Annotated in this window: 12 protein-coding genes; 6 read left to right on the forward strand and 6 right to left on the reverse strand. The window is 56.5% G+C overall.

Going from position 1 to position 14,667, the window contains the following annotated elements; genetic code table 11:
* Positions 1-2: 2 nt before the first annotated feature.
* Positions 3-377, reverse strand: coding sequence for a c-type cytochrome (locus FHR99_RS08985; protein ID WP_183410320.1), 375 nt, complete (start codon positions 375-377; stop codon positions 3-5).
* A 133-nt stretch (positions 378-510) separates the two neighbouring features.
* Here FHR99_RS08985 and FHR99_RS08990 point away from each other — a divergent pair, with 133 nt between their 5' ends.
* Both FHR99_RS08990 and FHR99_RS08995 read left to right on the forward strand, forming a co-directional pair.
* Positions 511-2,829, forward strand: a complete 2,319-nt coding sequence (locus FHR99_RS08990; RefSeq protein WP_183410321.1) for a TonB-dependent receptor — start codon at positions 511-513, stop codon at positions 2,827-2,829.
* 88 nt (positions 2,830-2,917) lie between these two features.
* The gene (locus tag FHR99_RS08995) at positions 2,918-4,582 is read left to right on the forward strand and encodes a vWA domain-containing protein (RefSeq protein ID WP_183410322.1); all 1,665 of its coding nucleotides are present in this window, start codon (positions 2,918-2,920) and stop codon (positions 4,580-4,582) included.
* A 57-nt stretch (positions 4,583-4,639) separates the two neighbouring features.
* On the opposite strand, the gene FHR99_RS09000 is transcribed toward FHR99_RS08995, so the two are convergent.
* Positions 4,640-5,764, reverse strand: coding sequence for a nitronate monooxygenase (locus FHR99_RS09000; RefSeq protein ID WP_183410323.1), 1,125 nt, complete (start codon positions 5,762-5,764; stop codon positions 4,640-4,642).
* A gap of 225 nt (positions 5,765-5,989) precedes the next feature.
* On the opposite strand from FHR99_RS09000, the gene FHR99_RS09005 reads away from it, so the two are divergent.
* From FHR99_RS09005 to FHR99_RS09015, 3 genes are all read left to right on the forward strand, one after another.
* A complete protein-coding gene (locus FHR99_RS09005) occupies positions 5,990-6,199 on the forward strand; it encodes a YdcH family protein (RefSeq protein ID WP_183410324.1) in 210 nt (69 codons plus the stop codon).
* A gap of 18 nt (positions 6,200-6,217) precedes the next feature.
* Positions 6,218-6,835 carry a flavin reductase family protein gene (locus FHR99_RS09010; RefSeq protein ID WP_183410325.1) on the forward strand — a complete coding sequence of 206 codons (618 nt, stop codon included), beginning with the start codon at positions 6,218-6,220 and terminating at the stop codon, positions 6,833-6,835.
* Positions 6,836-7,145: 310 nt separating this feature from the next.
* Positions 7,146-7,898 carry a methyltransferase domain-containing protein gene (locus FHR99_RS09015; protein ID WP_183410326.1) on the forward strand — a complete coding sequence of 251 codons (753 nt, stop codon included), beginning with the start codon at positions 7,146-7,148 and terminating at the stop codon, positions 7,896-7,898.
* A gap of 11 nt (positions 7,899-7,909) precedes the next feature.
* On the opposite strand, the gene FHR99_RS09020 is transcribed toward FHR99_RS09015, so the two are convergent.
* Positions 7,910-8,296 carry a nuclear transport factor 2 family protein gene (locus tag FHR99_RS09020; RefSeq protein ID WP_183410327.1) on the reverse strand — a complete coding sequence of 129 codons (387 nt, stop codon included), beginning with the start codon at positions 8,294-8,296 and terminating at the stop codon, positions 7,910-7,912.
* Positions 8,297-8,623: 327 nt separating this feature from the next.
* Between FHR99_RS09020 and FHR99_RS09025 the strand changes: the two genes are divergently transcribed.
* Positions 8,624-8,920: an EF-hand domain-containing protein gene (locus FHR99_RS09025; RefSeq protein WP_183410328.1), complete on the forward strand. Its 297-nt coding sequence runs from the start codon at positions 8,624-8,626 to the stop codon at positions 8,918-8,920.
* A 321-nt stretch (positions 8,921-9,241) separates the two neighbouring features.
* Here the strand turns inward: FHR99_RS09025 and FHR99_RS09030 are convergent, their stop codons facing one another.
* From FHR99_RS09030 to FHR99_RS09040, 3 genes are all read right to left on the reverse strand, one after another.
* Entirely contained in the window at positions 9,242-11,977 is a 2,736-nt protein-coding gene (locus FHR99_RS09030) for an insulinase family protein (RefSeq protein WP_183410329.1), read from the reverse strand.
* Between the two features lie 61 nt (positions 11,978-12,038).
* Complete coding sequence (locus tag FHR99_RS09035) at positions 12,039-13,340, reverse strand: HlyD family secretion protein (protein ID WP_183410330.1); 1,302 nt, start codon at positions 13,338-13,340, stop codon at positions 12,039-12,041.
* Positions 13,334-14,656 (reverse strand): glycosyltransferase family 2 protein, encoded by a 1,323-nt coding sequence (locus FHR99_RS09040; RefSeq protein ID WP_183410331.1) that lies wholly within the window; start codon positions 14,654-14,656, stop codon positions 13,334-13,336. The genes FHR99_RS09035 and FHR99_RS09040 overlap by 7 nt, the downstream gene beginning before the upstream one ends.
* Between the last annotated feature and the right edge of the window lie 11 nt (positions 14,657-14,667).

Raw genomic sequence — 14,667 nt, forward strand, 5'->3', positions numbered from 1 at the left:
GGTTATTGCTGGCCCGCCATAAACAGAATCAAGGCTTCAAACTCTTCCTCGCCACAGTCCATGCACATACCCAGCGGTGGCATGCCGTTGTAACCATTGATGGTGTTGTCGATCAGGGTGTCCATGCCTTTGGCCATGCGCGAATCCCATTCGCTGGTGCCGGTGCGCGGTGCGCCGCCAGCGCCGGTGCCGTGGCAGGAGAAACAACTTTGGGTATAGAGGGATTTCAAGTCCGGGTCTTCCGGCATGCTTTTCTTGCTGGCGCTCATGCTGTCGGGAGGATTGGATGCCTGAGACTGTTCGGGGGCTTCCCCGGAACAGGCGGCAAGCGTCAGCATAAGTGTGGTGATCAGTGCGGTCGGAAGCAGTTTGTTCATGCGAGTCGTCCAATTCGATACGAGGGTCAATGTGATAGTCGACTACACTGGGTTTGAAAACTCAAGCCTCAACGCTGTGCATTGACCTCTTCAGTCGGTATATTTCGAGCCAAACGCATTTCGGGAAGAATTCATGAACTATCGCAATTCACTGCTCTGGTCAGCCCTGCTGGCCGCCACCGCCATGCCCCTGCAGGCACAGCGGGTGCTGGAGGAGGTCGTGGTCACGGCCCAGAAAACCAAACAGAGCATTCAGGACGTGCCGATTTCGGTGACGGCGGTGGACGGCGAGTTTATGAAAGAGGCGGGCATCTCCGATCTGAAAGAGTTATCGGTTTACGTACCCAACGTGCGTATCGATGCCAACGATCCCGGCTCGCCACAGATTTTCGTGCGCGGTTTCGGCACCAATACCTTTAACCCCAGTTTCGAAAGCTCGGTGGGTTTTGTACAGGACGAAATGTTCTTCGGTCGTGCCGCCTACTTCACCGAGGCCATGTTTGATATCGACCGAGTAGAAGTTCTGCGAGGCCCTCAGGGTACGTTGTTTGGCAAGAACACCGTCTCGGGGGTATTCAGCGTGTCATCCCGTCCGGTCAGTGAAGACTTTTCTGGTGATGTCGAAATTCGCGGTGGTGAATACGGCGAGCAGCGCGTCGAGGCCGGTGTCGGCGGAATGTTTAACAGCTGGTTTGGCGCGCGGATTTCCGGCTTGTACTCGGAAAAAGACGGTCAGCTGGAAAACCAGTTTCTCAATCGCGATGAAGAAAACCCGGAGCAGGATGCCTACCGCATCAAGCTCAATATTCTGCCTACCGCGAATACGGATCTGGAGTTGATCGCGGTGGAATCGAATACCACAATCAATTACTGGCCCAAACAGCTCTCCAATCTCGATGCCGATACCCGAGACTACCTCGACGACTTTGATCCGCAGATCGAAGACGATCCGGAAGATTTTACCACCAGCTACAACGTCGACGGTGTGCTGGAAAAGGGTTCGCGTACCTATATCGGCAAGCTGACTCACAGCTTTGGCGAAACCGGTTCGCTCTACAATCTGGATACGGTGCTTGTACTTGGTAAAACGGATTTGTTTGTCGAGCAGTTTCAGGATCTCGATGTTTCTCCTGCGGATATTTCCACGCTGGTAAACCGGGAAGACTATCAGCAGGACACGATCGAATGGCGCTTTACTGGCGACAGTGATGGCCTGTTTGGTCTTGGTACATCCATGCAGTTTGTGGCCGGGCTGTACTACTTTGAATCGGACTACCAGCTTGATGCGGGCGTTGTGTTGGGCCGGGATATCGACAGCTGGCTGGGTACTGAAGACGCGCGCCAGTTGGCCGGCGATGATGCGCCGCTATTGCCCGCCTTGCAGGTTGCCGCTCAGGGCACCACCAATGACCGCTTTGATTTCGACTATGTGCAGAACACCAGGGCGCTCTCCCTGTTTGGTCAAATGACTCTGAATTTCGGGGAGAGCTGGGTGGTGACGCCCGGTTTGCGGATCAATCGCGAAACCAAAACCATCGATACCAAGGGCACTGAAAGCTGCGAAAGTACCACGGCCTTCCCACCAGCCAGTTGTGTGTCGGGTTTTCTGTTTGGCGCCAACAACTACGACTTCCGCGATCTTGAACGCAAGGAAAGTGATATCTCCCCCAAGCTGTCGGTTATGTATTACCTGACCGAAGACGTCAATGTCTTCGCGACCTGGAGTAAGGGTTTCAAGAGCGGCGGCTATAACTCCATTTCCTTTACCGGTGAAGATCTGGAATTTGAAGACGAGAACGCCGTGACACTGGAGATTGGTACCAAGGGCAGCTACTTCAATCGCAGCCTGAACGTTAACGCCACGATCTACCGTACCGAATATGACAACCTCCAGGTGCTGGCGTTTAACGGGGTATTCTTTGACGTAAGCAACGCTGCCACGGCGGTATCGCAGGGGCTGGAAGTGGACTGGCAGTGGCTGACGCCTTGGGAGCCGCTGGCGATTATAGGTTCGCTGGGCCTGCTCGATGCCTACTACGAGGAATACACGGGAGCACCGGCACCCGTCACTCAGGGCGTAAACACCCGGCAGGACCTGAGCGATGAAACCATTGCCTTCGCGCCCGAGAGCAGCCTGATGCTCAGCCCAACCTTCACCTTTAACGTCGGCGATCACTTACTCAATCTAAGTGTGGATGTGATTCATCAGGGCGAGCAGTTTACCGACACCGACCTCGACCCCGCTGCCCGCGTTCCCGCCAACACCAAACTTAACGCGCGCGCTGCGCTGCTCGACGGCGGTGAGCGCTGGACGTTAACGGTGGGTGTGAAAAACCTGACCGACAAGCTCACCCAGAATCAGGTGGTGGACTCAGTCTTCTTCCCCGGCACCTACTACGCTCAGCAGAATCCGGGACGGCAGATATATGGTGCGCTTCGTCTCAACTTTTAAAAGGCGAAGGGCGCTGACGGTTTAATTTTGTTCTAAAACCGAAGCTTGTCCGTCACAACCGGTATCAACCCCACGCGGAGATACCGGTATGAAAAACGTATTCACTGTAACGGCGCTGGCTTTGGCCATTGCCGCCTGTTCTGTCAGTCGTGACGAGGCGGTCGACAACACCATCCTGTCCCAAGCCTCACCGCCCCAGCGGCAGGAAGTTGTAGCGGAAGAAAAGCGGGTTCTAAAGGCTGAGCGGGAACAGCAGCTTCTTACCGCTAAGCAGCAGATGGCGCCGGTGGTCGACATGGCCAGCGGCAGTTACCGGATAATGCCTCAGCCTTCTTATGTCGTTGAAACCCGCGATACTTATTCGGCAACCGTCGACAATCCGGTCAAGCGCGTGAGCGATGATCCCTTCTCGACCTTTTCGGTGGATGTGGATACGGCCTCTTTCAGTGTGGTTCTCCGCTACCTGAATGAAGGGCGTCTGCCGCCGGTGGACGCGGTGCGTACGGAAGAGCTGATCAATGCGCTAACCTACGAACCGCTGCCGGGGTTAAGTGCGAGTCAGCCACTGGCCATGGAAACGCGGCTGATGAAAACGCCCTGGAATGCGAATACGCGCCTGCTACAGGTGCGGCTTAATGCGTGGGAGCCTGAGCAGGCGGAGCTGCCGGACAGCAACTACGTGTTCCTGATAGATGCCTCCGGTTCCATGCAGGGCGAGGATCGCATCGGTCTGCTCAAGCGCGCCTTCAGTGTGATGCTGGATCGGCTCAAGCCCAGTGATACGGTCGCGCTCGTTACCTACGCGTCCGGTTCACGCACGGTGCTTGAGCCCACTGAAGTGAAAGAAAAACACCGTATTTTGCAGGCTTTGCAGAGCCTCAGTGCCGGCGGTTCTACCAACGCCAGTGATGGTATTCAACGCGCCTATCAATTGGCGCGGCAGGCCTTTATCAAAGGCGGTAATAACCGGGTCATTCTGGCCACCGACGGTGATGTGAATGTGGGCCTGCGCGGCGAGGCCCTAGTCGAGATGATTGAGCGCCAGCGTGATGCGGGGATTTACCTGACGGTGTTAGGCGTCGGTCGTGGCAACTATATTGATGCCCAGCTGGAGCCGCTGGCAAACAATGGCGATGGCAATTACTACTACCTCGACAGTTTTCGCGAGGCCCGCCGGGTGTTGGTGAGTGGCTTGAAAGGTACCGCCTACACCTTGGCCAAAGACGTCAAACTGCAGGTGGAGTTCAATCCGGCGGTGGTCTCCGAGTATCGGCTCATCGGCTATAACAACCGCCAACTGGCGCACGCGGATTTTAATAACGACGCCAAAGATGCGGGCGATATTGGCGCCGGGCATACCGTCACGGCCTTGTATGAAATCACTCTCGCAGACAGCGAATATCGTTTTATTGATGAGCGGCGCTACGGCGATGCTCGCACGGTAGATAAAAACCAAAATGAACTGGCGCTGATCAAACTGCGCTACAAGTCACCTGAGGGGGGAGCCAGTGTGCGCAAGGATCACGTCGTCTATCGTCGGGATTTGCAGCATAGCGACGGTGTCAGTGCTGCGGTATTGGCGGCAGGTTTTGCGGAAAAGCTGCGACAGTCACCCTATCTGGCAGATTTCGACTGGGCACAACTACTGGCCATGACCAGTACGTTGAATTTACAGCAGGATGATCACACGGATCTGAAACGGATGGTGGAGTCGGCGGCGTTGTTGCAGCCGGTAAAGCTCGGAGGAATGTGAGAAATAGGGGGCGTTAAAGAAAGAACCCCTCTCCTGAAGGGAGAGGGGTTTGTTGAATCAGCCTTCCAGCTGAGCCGTCACTTTCTCATAGGCGTCGGCGTATTCAGACAACAGGCGCATCATCACACCGCGAGTAGATTCCACCGAGTTGATCTGACCAACCACCTGACCTACCGGGTTAAAGGCCACTTTCTGAGTGTCAGCTACACCGGCGTACTTGGCAGTACGGCGAATGCCGTCACTGGACACCAGACCCTGCAGCGGCATACCGAGCGGTTTCGGGTTTTCCGGTGCTTCCCAAGCCTCGGTCCAGTCGTTTTTCAGCATACGGCAGGGCTTGCCGGTCCAGGAGCGTGAACGCACGGTGTCTTCACTGCTGGCTTTCAGCAGGCTTTCTTTCTGGGCGGGCTCAGCGTGAGCTTCTTCAACGGTCAGCCACAGAGAACCAGTCCATACCCCGGCGCAGCCCAGAGCCATCGCAGCCAGCATCTGCTGACCGGTACCGATACCACCCGCCGCCAGTACCGGCGTGCCTTCGGCAGCGGCAACTGCCTGCGGCCAGAAGACGATGGAGCCGACGTCACCAGTGTGGCCGCCGCCTTCACCACCTTGGGCGACGATAAAGTCGAGGCCGGCTTCGACGTGAGATTTCACTTGTTTCACTTTGCCACACAGGGCGCCAACCAGACGGCCGCTGTCCTGAATCATTTTGACCTTGTCTGCGGGCGGCGTGCCCAGTGCGTTGGCGATCATCACGCACTTGTCGCGGGTCAGGGCTTCTTCCAGCAGGGGGGTTGCGGTGGCTTCGGTCCAGCCCAGCAGACCCATTGTCTTGGTGCCATCTTCCCACTCGGGTACACCGTGATCGGCCAGCAGCTTCTGGGCGAAGTCGATGTGTTCCTGGGGCACCATCGCGGTCAGCTGCTTCTCCAGCTCTTCCGGTGACATGTCACCCATGCCCTCGTACTTCTGGGGAATAACAATATCTACGCCGTAGGGCTTGTCGCCAATATGGGCGTCAATCCAGTCCAGTTCTTCCTTGAGCTGCTCGGGGGTAAAACCTACCGCGCCCAGCACGCCAATGCCGCCGGCCTTGCTCACCGCAACCACCACGTCGCGGCAGTGGGTGAAGGCAAAGATCGGGTGTTCAATACCCAGTTTGTCGCAGAGTTCGGAACGCATGATGGTGTCTCCCTGTTTTGTTTCCGCTAATACGGTTTCTGGTCATTCGGATCAGGGCACAGTATTGGTCAGGGCGTCGAGTCGGACAATGGCGCCATTTGCCATAATTTGGTGATTATTTAGATCAGTGCCGCTGCCAGCCCTTTTGTCGGCATCGCATTCGATTTACTATGGGCCGTTCAATCTTTAACCGCGCAAATAACCCGAGGCTTTTGAGTCTAGCCGATGATAGAAGAACTGGACCACAAGGAGATCCGTGCCCGATTGGCGGAATTGCGTGTTATGCACCGGGAGCTGGATCTGAAGATTGAAAGCCTGTCTGAACACCCGATCCACAACCAGCTGGAAATGCGGCGCCTGAAAAAAGAAAAGCTCTATATAAAAGACTGCATTGAACGCCTGCGCGCGCGCATCATTCCCGACCTCAACGCTTGATCGAAACGCGGCTTACTCATGCTGATTGACCTGCAAGACCTGTCACCCAACCGCATTTATTTCACGATGATTCAGACGCTGATCCCGCGGCCGGTGGCCTGGGTATTGTCTGACAATGGTGACGACAGCCTGAATCTGGCGCCATTTTCCTACTTCAGCGGAGTGTGTTCCAAGCCCCCGCTGGTCATGCTCTCTATCGGCAAAAAGCCGGATGGCGATATCAAGGATACGCGCTTGAATATCCTTGAGCGCAAGCACTTTGTGGTACACATCGCCCACCGCGAGATGATGGAGCAGGTCACCCAGAGCAGTATGGTCTTGCCCCACGGTGAATCCGAGCTGGCAGCCAGTGGCTTGCAGACGACTCCTTTTGGCGACTTTGCCCTGCCTCGAATCAGTGACTGCCGGGTGGCCTATGCCTGTGAGCTCTACGAACATCATGAGATTGGTGCCCAAGCCATCATCTATGGTCTGGTGAAACAGATTTATCTGAGTGACGACATTGCTCGCGAAACCGATGGGCGGCTGCAGGTGGATGCCAAGGCGCTGGACCCGATCGCTCGACTGGGTGGTGACGACTACAGCCTGATTGGCGATATCCGCACGATTCCCCGCCCCAAGCCTCCAGCAAAATAATGGCGGGCTGGCAACACGCTCCGTGTAAGAAATATCGTACAAATCGGCGGGAATATTTCCTATATTTCCCAAAATAGCGCCAAGTGATAATCATTCTCGGGCTAAGGAAGGCCCTCAGACTCGCAAGCCGGATAGGGCGACTCCTCAGGGATGGGGGCGCGTTGAAGGATTCGACGCGCTAAGGGTCGGTTCGGCACGGGTCAAAGTCGACAGCTCAAAACCGGGGAGCCCCCGGTTTTTTTTCGCCTGGGCTTTTTGCTTTTCGGGTATCCTGCGCCTTGTTTTACGGGAGGTCAGGGCAGAGCAGTTTATGACGGGTGATCACGTCTTCAGCGGACGGGCAGAACGCTTTCGGGAGCGGATTTACGGCTCGGCCAAGGGCGAGTTGCGACTGGAACTGGTCTGGCGAGATATGCTGGAGCAGTTGCCGCTGCAACAGGGAGCGTTAGATTGCTGGGATGCCGGGGGTGGCCTCGGTCAGATCAGCCAGCGACTGGCGAAGCTCGGTCATCGCATCGTTCTTTCTGAGCCTGCCGAAGACATGTTGGCACTGGCCCGCGCTGCGCTACCCGAGGCCGTGGATTGTCGCCAGGAAACCCTGCAGCAACATCTTTCACAAGCCCGCCAATACGACCTGATTGTCTGCCACGCCGTGTTGGAATGGCTTGCCGAGCCCCTGGAGGCCGTAGCCGCGATGGCATCGGCCCTGCAGCCGGGAGGCTATCTCTCGCTGCTGGTTTACAACGTACACGCCATCGCCATCAATAATATGATCAAGGGCAACCTGCGCAAGGTGGCTGCGGAAAAGTTTGCCGGGGAGTCAGGCAGTTTTACCCCGCCCTCGCCGCAGGAGCCAGCTCGATTGGTAACCGTCCTTGAACAGCTGGGATTGGAGGTCTGCAGTCGCCGCAGCATGCGTTTTGCACTGGATTTCATGCCCCGTGCAGTGCGCGCCGAGCGGTCGCTGGAGGATGTGATGGCGGTGGAATGGCAGTTCGGGAATCGTGAGCCCTACTGGCAACTCGGGCGCTACGTGCATCTGGTCTGCCGCTGCCCCGACTGAAATTTAAAGCCTTAACCCGCCGTGAAGACACGACTCCGAATGCGCCAGCCCGAAGCAGTTCTGACCACTTCATCGCGGTAGCGACCGAAACCCAGCAGGGTCTTTTCTTCCGCGTCCACAATACTGAGATAGGCATGGCATAGCGCCTCGCTGGCACCGCCCTCAATGTAGAGGTTGTCGATCAGGTGTCGGGCATGGGGCACCGCCGCCACCGTGTCTTTGAAAAAGTCGATAAGGGCATCCACGCCACTGATATTGACCTCGGGCTCGTCGGCCTGAAAACGGCAGTCGTCGGTCCAGATATCCCTCATGGCGGGGAGATTGTGGTAGTCGAGGGCGTGGGCATAGCGCGCCAGCAGTTCGCGAATTTCCAGTCTGTCTTCCAGCGTCAGCGCCATGTGTTTTTATCCCTCCTGTGGCATCGCCGTCCAAGTTTGCCCCGCGTTTCAGGGGAATTCAACGGCCCGCTGTCGCTTGAGCTAAACGCTTGTTCGTGCTGGGCGACAAACTTAACTAATTGAAATTAATGGTTTTTCTATGGAGTGTGAGTATTGCTGTCGGAGTTTGGTGACAGAAATGCGGGAATACATGACGGGTTGTTTCATAACTGATTGAAAAATAAGAATAAATAATTCTGGCACAGTCTTTGTAATAAGACGCTTGGAGAGGCAGCTCGGCAGTGCGCCGGGCTATCTCGCAAGACTATGAGTGAACAGGAGACTGTTATGAAAACCAAAACGGTAATTGCAACGATAGCCCCCTTTCTGCTGGTTGGAGCCATGGGCGCCACTGCCGGACTGTTCGACAAGGGCGAGGATGCGAAGAAAGACGAGTCGCAACAGCCTGCCGGTCAAAATGCGGGCATGTTTAACGCGCTGGATGCAAACCGAGACCAGCTGATCAGCCCTCAGGAAGCGGAGTCTAGTGCAGATGTGGCGATGTCTTTCGGTGAGCTCGACAAGAACACCGACGGTCACTTGAGCGCGGATGAATTCAACGAGTTTGAAACCATCCAGCGCTAGGGCACCTGTGATTAATTCGGCGATAACTCAGGCTATGCGTTGATTCGACTGGCAAGGCGCGGTCGCGCAGGAAGGCTGGCTGCCTTTCAAGTGATCGCAACGCGGCCAGGCGGATCAACGCAAAGCCCCGAAGGGCGGGCCTCTGGCGCAGCCTGGACGGCGTCGCAACACTCGTCAAGGAGAGCCACCCTTGACCTTCGCGCTGCTCATTGCCAGTGCGCGCCAGAGGCTCCGCTGAGCCATTGCCGAATTAATCAGAGGCGCCCTTGTGTTTCCAAGCGGTGGCGGCAAACCTCCGAGGCTATCCCCACACCTGCGCCGTCACCGCTTTTTTGCCTCGGAGGAGTAAACCTCAGGCTGGTTCCCTCGCCGGGGCCAGCCTTCCAAAATCAATCCCTCCTGCTCTCTGTTTAGAAAGATTGATTGAAAATACTGGCTGAGGTCTTCTGCCTGCAGGGCATTCACCGCACGTTGTACTTTGTCATTCCAGCCAGAGCCCGAGTACTCTACGGCGATGCGCTGGCGGGTGATCTCTGACCAATAGTGTTCTGCGAGTTTCTCTCCGCGCAATGCTGCGCTATCCAACTCAGTAAGAAGCTGGGACTTTACCTGGACAAGTTGCGCCTCAGGCAAAGTGTTTAGCCACTGGGGAAAATCCTTCAGAAACTGCTCCGTGGCCTGGTGCAGCGTATCGGGCGAGCTTGTGGCGGATTGGGCGATCAGCGCCAGGCCCTGATGCTGGTCGAGTTCAACCGGCACAACGGTGACGCCGTAGGCCAACTGTTGTTGTTCGCGCAGGCGGGCAAAGTATTGTCGTTTCAACAGTGGCAGCAGCAATTGGTAGCGAGCCTCATCACTGGCCGACTGACGCACAGCAGGGTGATAACGTAACAAGGCATTGGCGTCGCTGAATAGCTCCGTGCGTTGCAGGCCTTGGCTAGGAATAAGGCTTTCTGACGGGCTGCCGGGGCGTTCCTGTTCTATTGCCGTCGCCGCCAGCGGCAGTTCGAGACTCTGGCTTAACCGATGCGCGCTGTCGCGATCTGCGCCATAAACAAACAGTGTTGCTCGCAAGCCCGCGAGCGATTGCTGCTGCAATGTCAGCCAATCCGAGTGCACGCTGGTGTCGAGTGCTGCAATGCGATCAGTGCGACTATCGTGTTCTGGCTGCAAAGCAACGCGTAGTTGATCCACTAGCGCTTCAAACGCAAAGCGATAATCAGGTGTTTGCCGCCAGTCATCGATGAGTCGTGTTTTCAAGGATTCAAATTCCGCTTCGGTGAGCGCGGTCTGAAGGTCTTCGCTGATGCTGGCGAGCTGCTGTTGCAGGGTTGCGATGGAGCCGCGCAATTCGACTCGCATGCCGTTTGGGTGTCGCGTCCAGCGACGACCGGGAAAGTCCCGGGTGGTTATTTTCAGCGCGCTCAGCCAGAGTTCGGCCAGCGCTCTATCATTCTGACTTAGATTAAACTCCGGGATATCCAGTGACAGGTGCAGCATGATTTGCTCGTTAGGATGAGTAGAGGCCGCGTGCCAGATCTCCAGAGAGCCTTCGCTGAAAATTTTCTCCGGTCTGCTGACTGAAGATGAAAGTTGGGGCAGGGTGCGAGTTTCCTTCAGTTTTACCGGAGGCGTGAACGCGCTCAGCGGGAGTGGATTGGTCGTCGAAAGATCGGGCAGAGGCAGCAATTGCCACGGCACCGAAAACAAGGGGGAGCGATGAGAGCTGTCGAGTGTGGGCAGCAGTTCAATCAGTAGCCAGCGGCGTTTCTCGAGCAAGCTGAAAAATCTATCATCGGGTAGCGCCACGCTTGCTGTGCCATCGGCTTGGCTGATTTTTTGCAGCCACTGATACACGTGATCGCTTTCAATATAGTTTGGGCTTTGAGCCCCTTGTTCTTGCCGCCTAACCTTGAAGTGATCCGCAATGGCCGGGTTGCGCGCCTGCTTGGCTAGAGTGTACAGGGCTTGTAGCAGTGTATCGCGGGTAAGCTCAGGGCTGTTTAAGCCCTGAGCGCTGGGTACCCAGTGCAAACTCAGGGTGGCCTGATCGCCGGTTGCAATACCGCGGCTCAATGCCACCTGCCGGAACAGTCCGGTGTCCGCCAATTGCTGTTGCCAACTGCCGGCGCCGGTAGCCTGTGTCCAATAGCGCAGATAATCGATCAGGTTTTCCCCAGTTTTACGTGAAGCGCCCTGGAGTGGTAGCAGCAGTGTAAATTGCGGTGATGACACGGGTGCTTGAACCCGCAATCTGCGAGGTAGCGTATCGGGCGAGAAGATTTCAGGTTCCGCTGTGTTGCTGGCGGGTAGCGAGGGTAGCGAACCGAAACTCAGCGCAATGTGCTTGTTCTGGGTGGTGCGATTTTCCGGACTGACGTAGATCAGACTTAGATTGGCTGCTCGATAGTATCGGCTGAAAAATGCTTGCAGGGCGCTTTGTAGGTAGTCGAGTGAATAGGGTGAAAAACTTTCGCGATTGCCGGCGCCGTTGTGTCGAAAAGGGTGGCCGTCGACCGTTGCGGCTTTTAGCGCATCCTGCAATAGCCAGTGCGCCTTGGTTTTGAGAAAGCCAAACTCATCGTCGACGGCGCTGATTTCGGACGCGATGATCGCGGTACTGAATTGAGGTTGGCGTATCAATCGCGCCAAGGCACGTAATAAATGCGGTGCGGCACGGTGTTGGATCTCAAAAATAAAGTAGGTGGTGTTGTGGCCTGTCTTTGCGGTGACGCGCCCTCCGTTCAAGGCCAGATAATCTCGCAACTCCAAAATTTCGCGGCCTTCGTCGCGGATGGTTTGTCGAAGAAAGACATGCTCCGCAAGATGCGCCAGACCGGGGATGGTATTGCGAGAAGGAAGTGCGTCTTGAAAACTGCCGGCGTTGATCTGAATCCCGATCAGGGCATTGGCGCGATCCGGCCGCGACAGATTGAGACTGCGCAGACCGTTGTCGTGCTCGCGAATGTGACGATCGATATCAGCAGCGAAAGAAAAAGGCGCCAGCCCGAGTGAACAGGCCAGCGCCACTGTGCGTAGTCGATCCGCTGAGATCATCCCGACAAGAAAGCACCGAGGTTTTGACAAGCACTCGGTGTCTGGCTTCTTGCTATACGGCTCATTGAACGGCGGTAATTGCACTCGCCTGCTCGTCACCCTCCGGTGATTTTCTGGTCGACTCTCCGTTAAAGAATTCGCCGACCGCAGCGACGGCTTTCTCGATATCCTCGGCAAGAGACCAGCGCGGTACCCGGCCATAGATAGGCGTGCCCGAGTTCAGCGCATCGGGGAATTCACCGCCGTCAGCCGGCACCGCTTCGGCAACCAGAGATGCATTATCCGGCGCGTTCAACTCGCTGTAAGATTGAGCCGAGCGACTCTCCATGCGCGGATAAATTTTTTCTATCCGCAGTGGATAATCGACGCCGGCGGAGGTGTGCGCAGGCACCACCTGGCCGACTTTCAACTTGCCCTGCGCTGAGGGCGGGAAGAATAGAAAGGCGCGGGAATCATCCTGCTCCAGCATAATGACCGCAGGTTCACCGGCCTTGAGCACATCGCCGCGTGAAACGCGAACGTTAGCGACTACGCCATCTGAAGGCGCGCGCAGTTCCAGACTGTTAAGTTGATTCTGGATGCTCTCGCGCAATTTGGTCAGGGAGGCCAGTCGGTTTTCAGGCATGGCCTGCTGGGCAGGGTCGGATTGGGATTCGGCCAGTGCCGAGCTTTGCCGGTAGGCCGCCTCCAGCTCTGCTTTCACGCGCTGGTAATCAGACCAAGTTTCCGAGTGCTGCATTTCCAGTTCCTGCAGGCTGCCCCGGGATACGGCCCCTGCCGCTACCAGTCGACGCATGGCATTGATGCGTTCGATCTCGGTGCGCGACTTACTTTCCAGCGATTCCTGCTGGGCGCGCAGCGAGGTGATACGGGCGCGGAGTTCTTCGCGGTTCGACGAAATACGCGAGGTACTTTCCACCATATCGGCCTGCATGCGGGCAATTTCTGCTTCGTTGCGCGCCAGTGCCTGCACGAGTTCCGGTGAATTCAGTTTAACCAGCGGTTGACCGGCCTTCACTTCTTCGGACGGCGATATCAGTACTTCGTCTATCGTCACCGTTTGTGACGGGGAGACATTGTACTGGCGACCACTGATGGCACCCTGCGCGTTAAACCAGAACAGTCCGGTGTAAATTTCGCGCAGTACCAGACCGACGATGCAGCCGATAATCGCGAGGTAAATATAGCGACCCCACTGCGGTTTCTTGGGTTGCGCGACTTCCAGTGGCAGTGAGTCCGGCCCTTGAGCGCTGGAATACCATTGACGCCAGGGGTGGCTCGGCGCTCCTCCACCGGACGCGGGCTTCGGTGCAGGTTGCGAAGTGTGGTCGTGTTTTTGCAAAGCATTGTGTCGGTTTACCATGAGTCATACTTCCTTGATTGTTCCTGTACGTACTCGGGGACGTAGGTTTCCCAATACGAGCGTTTGAATACATACTCATCGGCGTAAGCGATCAGGCGCACGGTGCGCAAATAAACCCCGGTGAAGAATCCGTAGAGCGGCAGGTAGGGGAGCATCGGTATATCCAGGTGCGGCCGTTCGCTGACGGCTAGTGCGATCAGGTAGTGAAAGATATTCACAAAGACATAAAGCACGGTGACCAGAAAGGTTACCTGCCAGAGCATGTCGGCGTGGTTCATCAACATCCAGGCCACATAGATCGGCAGCGAGATGGCGAAGATGACTTCAAAAATCACTTCGTCCAACGCGCCGAGCAGGTTGCGAGTGTTGAAGGTGCGGCTAAACGGATTGAAGATGCCGCGGTATTTTCGAATCCGGAAGCGAACCACACTGCGGTTCCAGCGCAGCTGCTGACGGAAATACGCCCACCACATATCCGGCGCATCGGTCATGCACATGGCCTTGGGTGCAAAGCCAATTTTGCCACCGGCGAGACAGATCTTTGTGGTCAGGTCGCCGTCTTCGCCGGGGCCTGCTTCCCAGCCGCCAATCTGTCTGACGACTGAGCTGCGCAGCGCGCCAAAGGCGCCCGATACAATCGACAGTGTCCCTGCGGCTGCTGAGGCGCGGCGGCCGACACCGATGCCAAACAGATACTGGATCGCCTGGCAGCGCGTCAGCAGATTAGTGTTGGCGTTGCGCACGCGCAGATTACCGGCGACGGCCTGAACTTCCGGGTCATAGAATTCCACCAGCAGGTGCCACACGGAATCCCGGTCAAAGGTGGAGTCCGCATCGCAGATCACCATATATTCACCGCGGGCGGCATTGGCGGCAAAGTTTTCTGCTGACGACTTGCCACCGCGCTGGCGGTGTTCGAAGTAGCGTACCCAGCCGCGTCTCGCCAGCCGTCTGCCGATCTCGTCCATCCCGTCTGACGAACCGTCGTTTACGACGATGATTTCCAGATTGGGGTAGGATTGTTCACGCAGTGAAAGCACGGTGGTTTCCAGCGTTTCCGCCTCGTTGTAGCCGGGCAGAAGAATCGAAACCAGCGGTTGCTTGTGGGCCAGATACTGTCGGAAACGGACTTTCTCCGGCGGCTCGGGCCTGAAGATCATCGCCAGCACGATCAGCTCTGACAGCATGTAGCGTGGCACCGACAGGAATACAAAGGGCCACATAATCAGGGCCAGCTCCCACAAGGTGAGCGATTCCACCAGTGCCCAGCAACTTTGCCAGAACTGATTGAAGGTGATGGAGAGTTCGTTAAGCATGCTCTTCACCT

The organism is Litorivivens lipolytica (assembly GCF_014191715.1).
Classification (GTDB): domain Bacteria; phylum Pseudomonadota; class Gammaproteobacteria; order Pseudomonadales; family Spongiibacteraceae; genus Litorivivens; species Litorivivens lipolytica.

Excerpts from the sequence above, each read along its gene's own strand:
- FHR99_RS08985 (WP_183410320.1), bottom strand. The coding sequence starts at position 377 with ATGAACAAACTGCTTCCGACCGCACTGATCACCACACTTATGCTGACG.
- FHR99_RS08990 (WP_183410321.1), top strand. The coding sequence starts at position 511 with ATGAACTATCGCAATTCACTGCTCTGGTCAGCCCTGCTGGCCGCCACC.
- FHR99_RS08995 (WP_183410322.1), top strand. The coding sequence starts at position 2,918 with ATGAAAAACGTATTCACTGTAACGGCGCTGGCTTTGGCCATTGCCGCC.
- FHR99_RS09000 (WP_183410323.1), bottom strand. The coding sequence starts at position 5,764 with ATGCGTTCCGAACTCTGCGACAAACTGGGTATTGAACACCCGATCTTT.
- FHR99_RS09005 (WP_183410324.1), top strand. The coding sequence starts at position 5,990 with ATGATAGAAGAACTGGACCACAAGGAGATCCGTGCCCGATTGGCGGAA.
- FHR99_RS09010 (WP_183410325.1), top strand. The coding sequence starts at position 6,218 with ATGCTGATTGACCTGCAAGACCTGTCACCCAACCGCATTTATTTCACG.
- FHR99_RS09015 (WP_183410326.1), top strand. The coding sequence starts at position 7,146 with ATGACGGGTGATCACGTCTTCAGCGGACGGGCAGAACGCTTTCGGGAG.
- FHR99_RS09020 (WP_183410327.1), bottom strand. The coding sequence starts at position 8,296 with ATGGCGCTGACGCTGGAAGACAGACTGGAAATTCGCGAACTGCTGGCG.
- FHR99_RS09025 (WP_183410328.1), top strand. The coding sequence starts at position 8,624 with ATGAAAACCAAAACGGTAATTGCAACGATAGCCCCCTTTCTGCTGGTT.
- FHR99_RS09030 (WP_183410329.1), bottom strand. The coding sequence starts at position 11,977 with ATGATCTCAGCGGATCGACTACGCACAGTGGCGCTGGCCTGTTCACTC.
- FHR99_RS09035 (WP_183410330.1), bottom strand. The coding sequence starts at position 13,340 with ATGGTAAACCGACACAATGCTTTGCAAAAACACGACCACACTTCGCAA.
- FHR99_RS09040 (WP_183410331.1), bottom strand. The coding sequence starts at position 14,656 with ATGCTTAACGAACTCTCCATCACCTTCAATCAGTTCTGGCAAAGTTGC.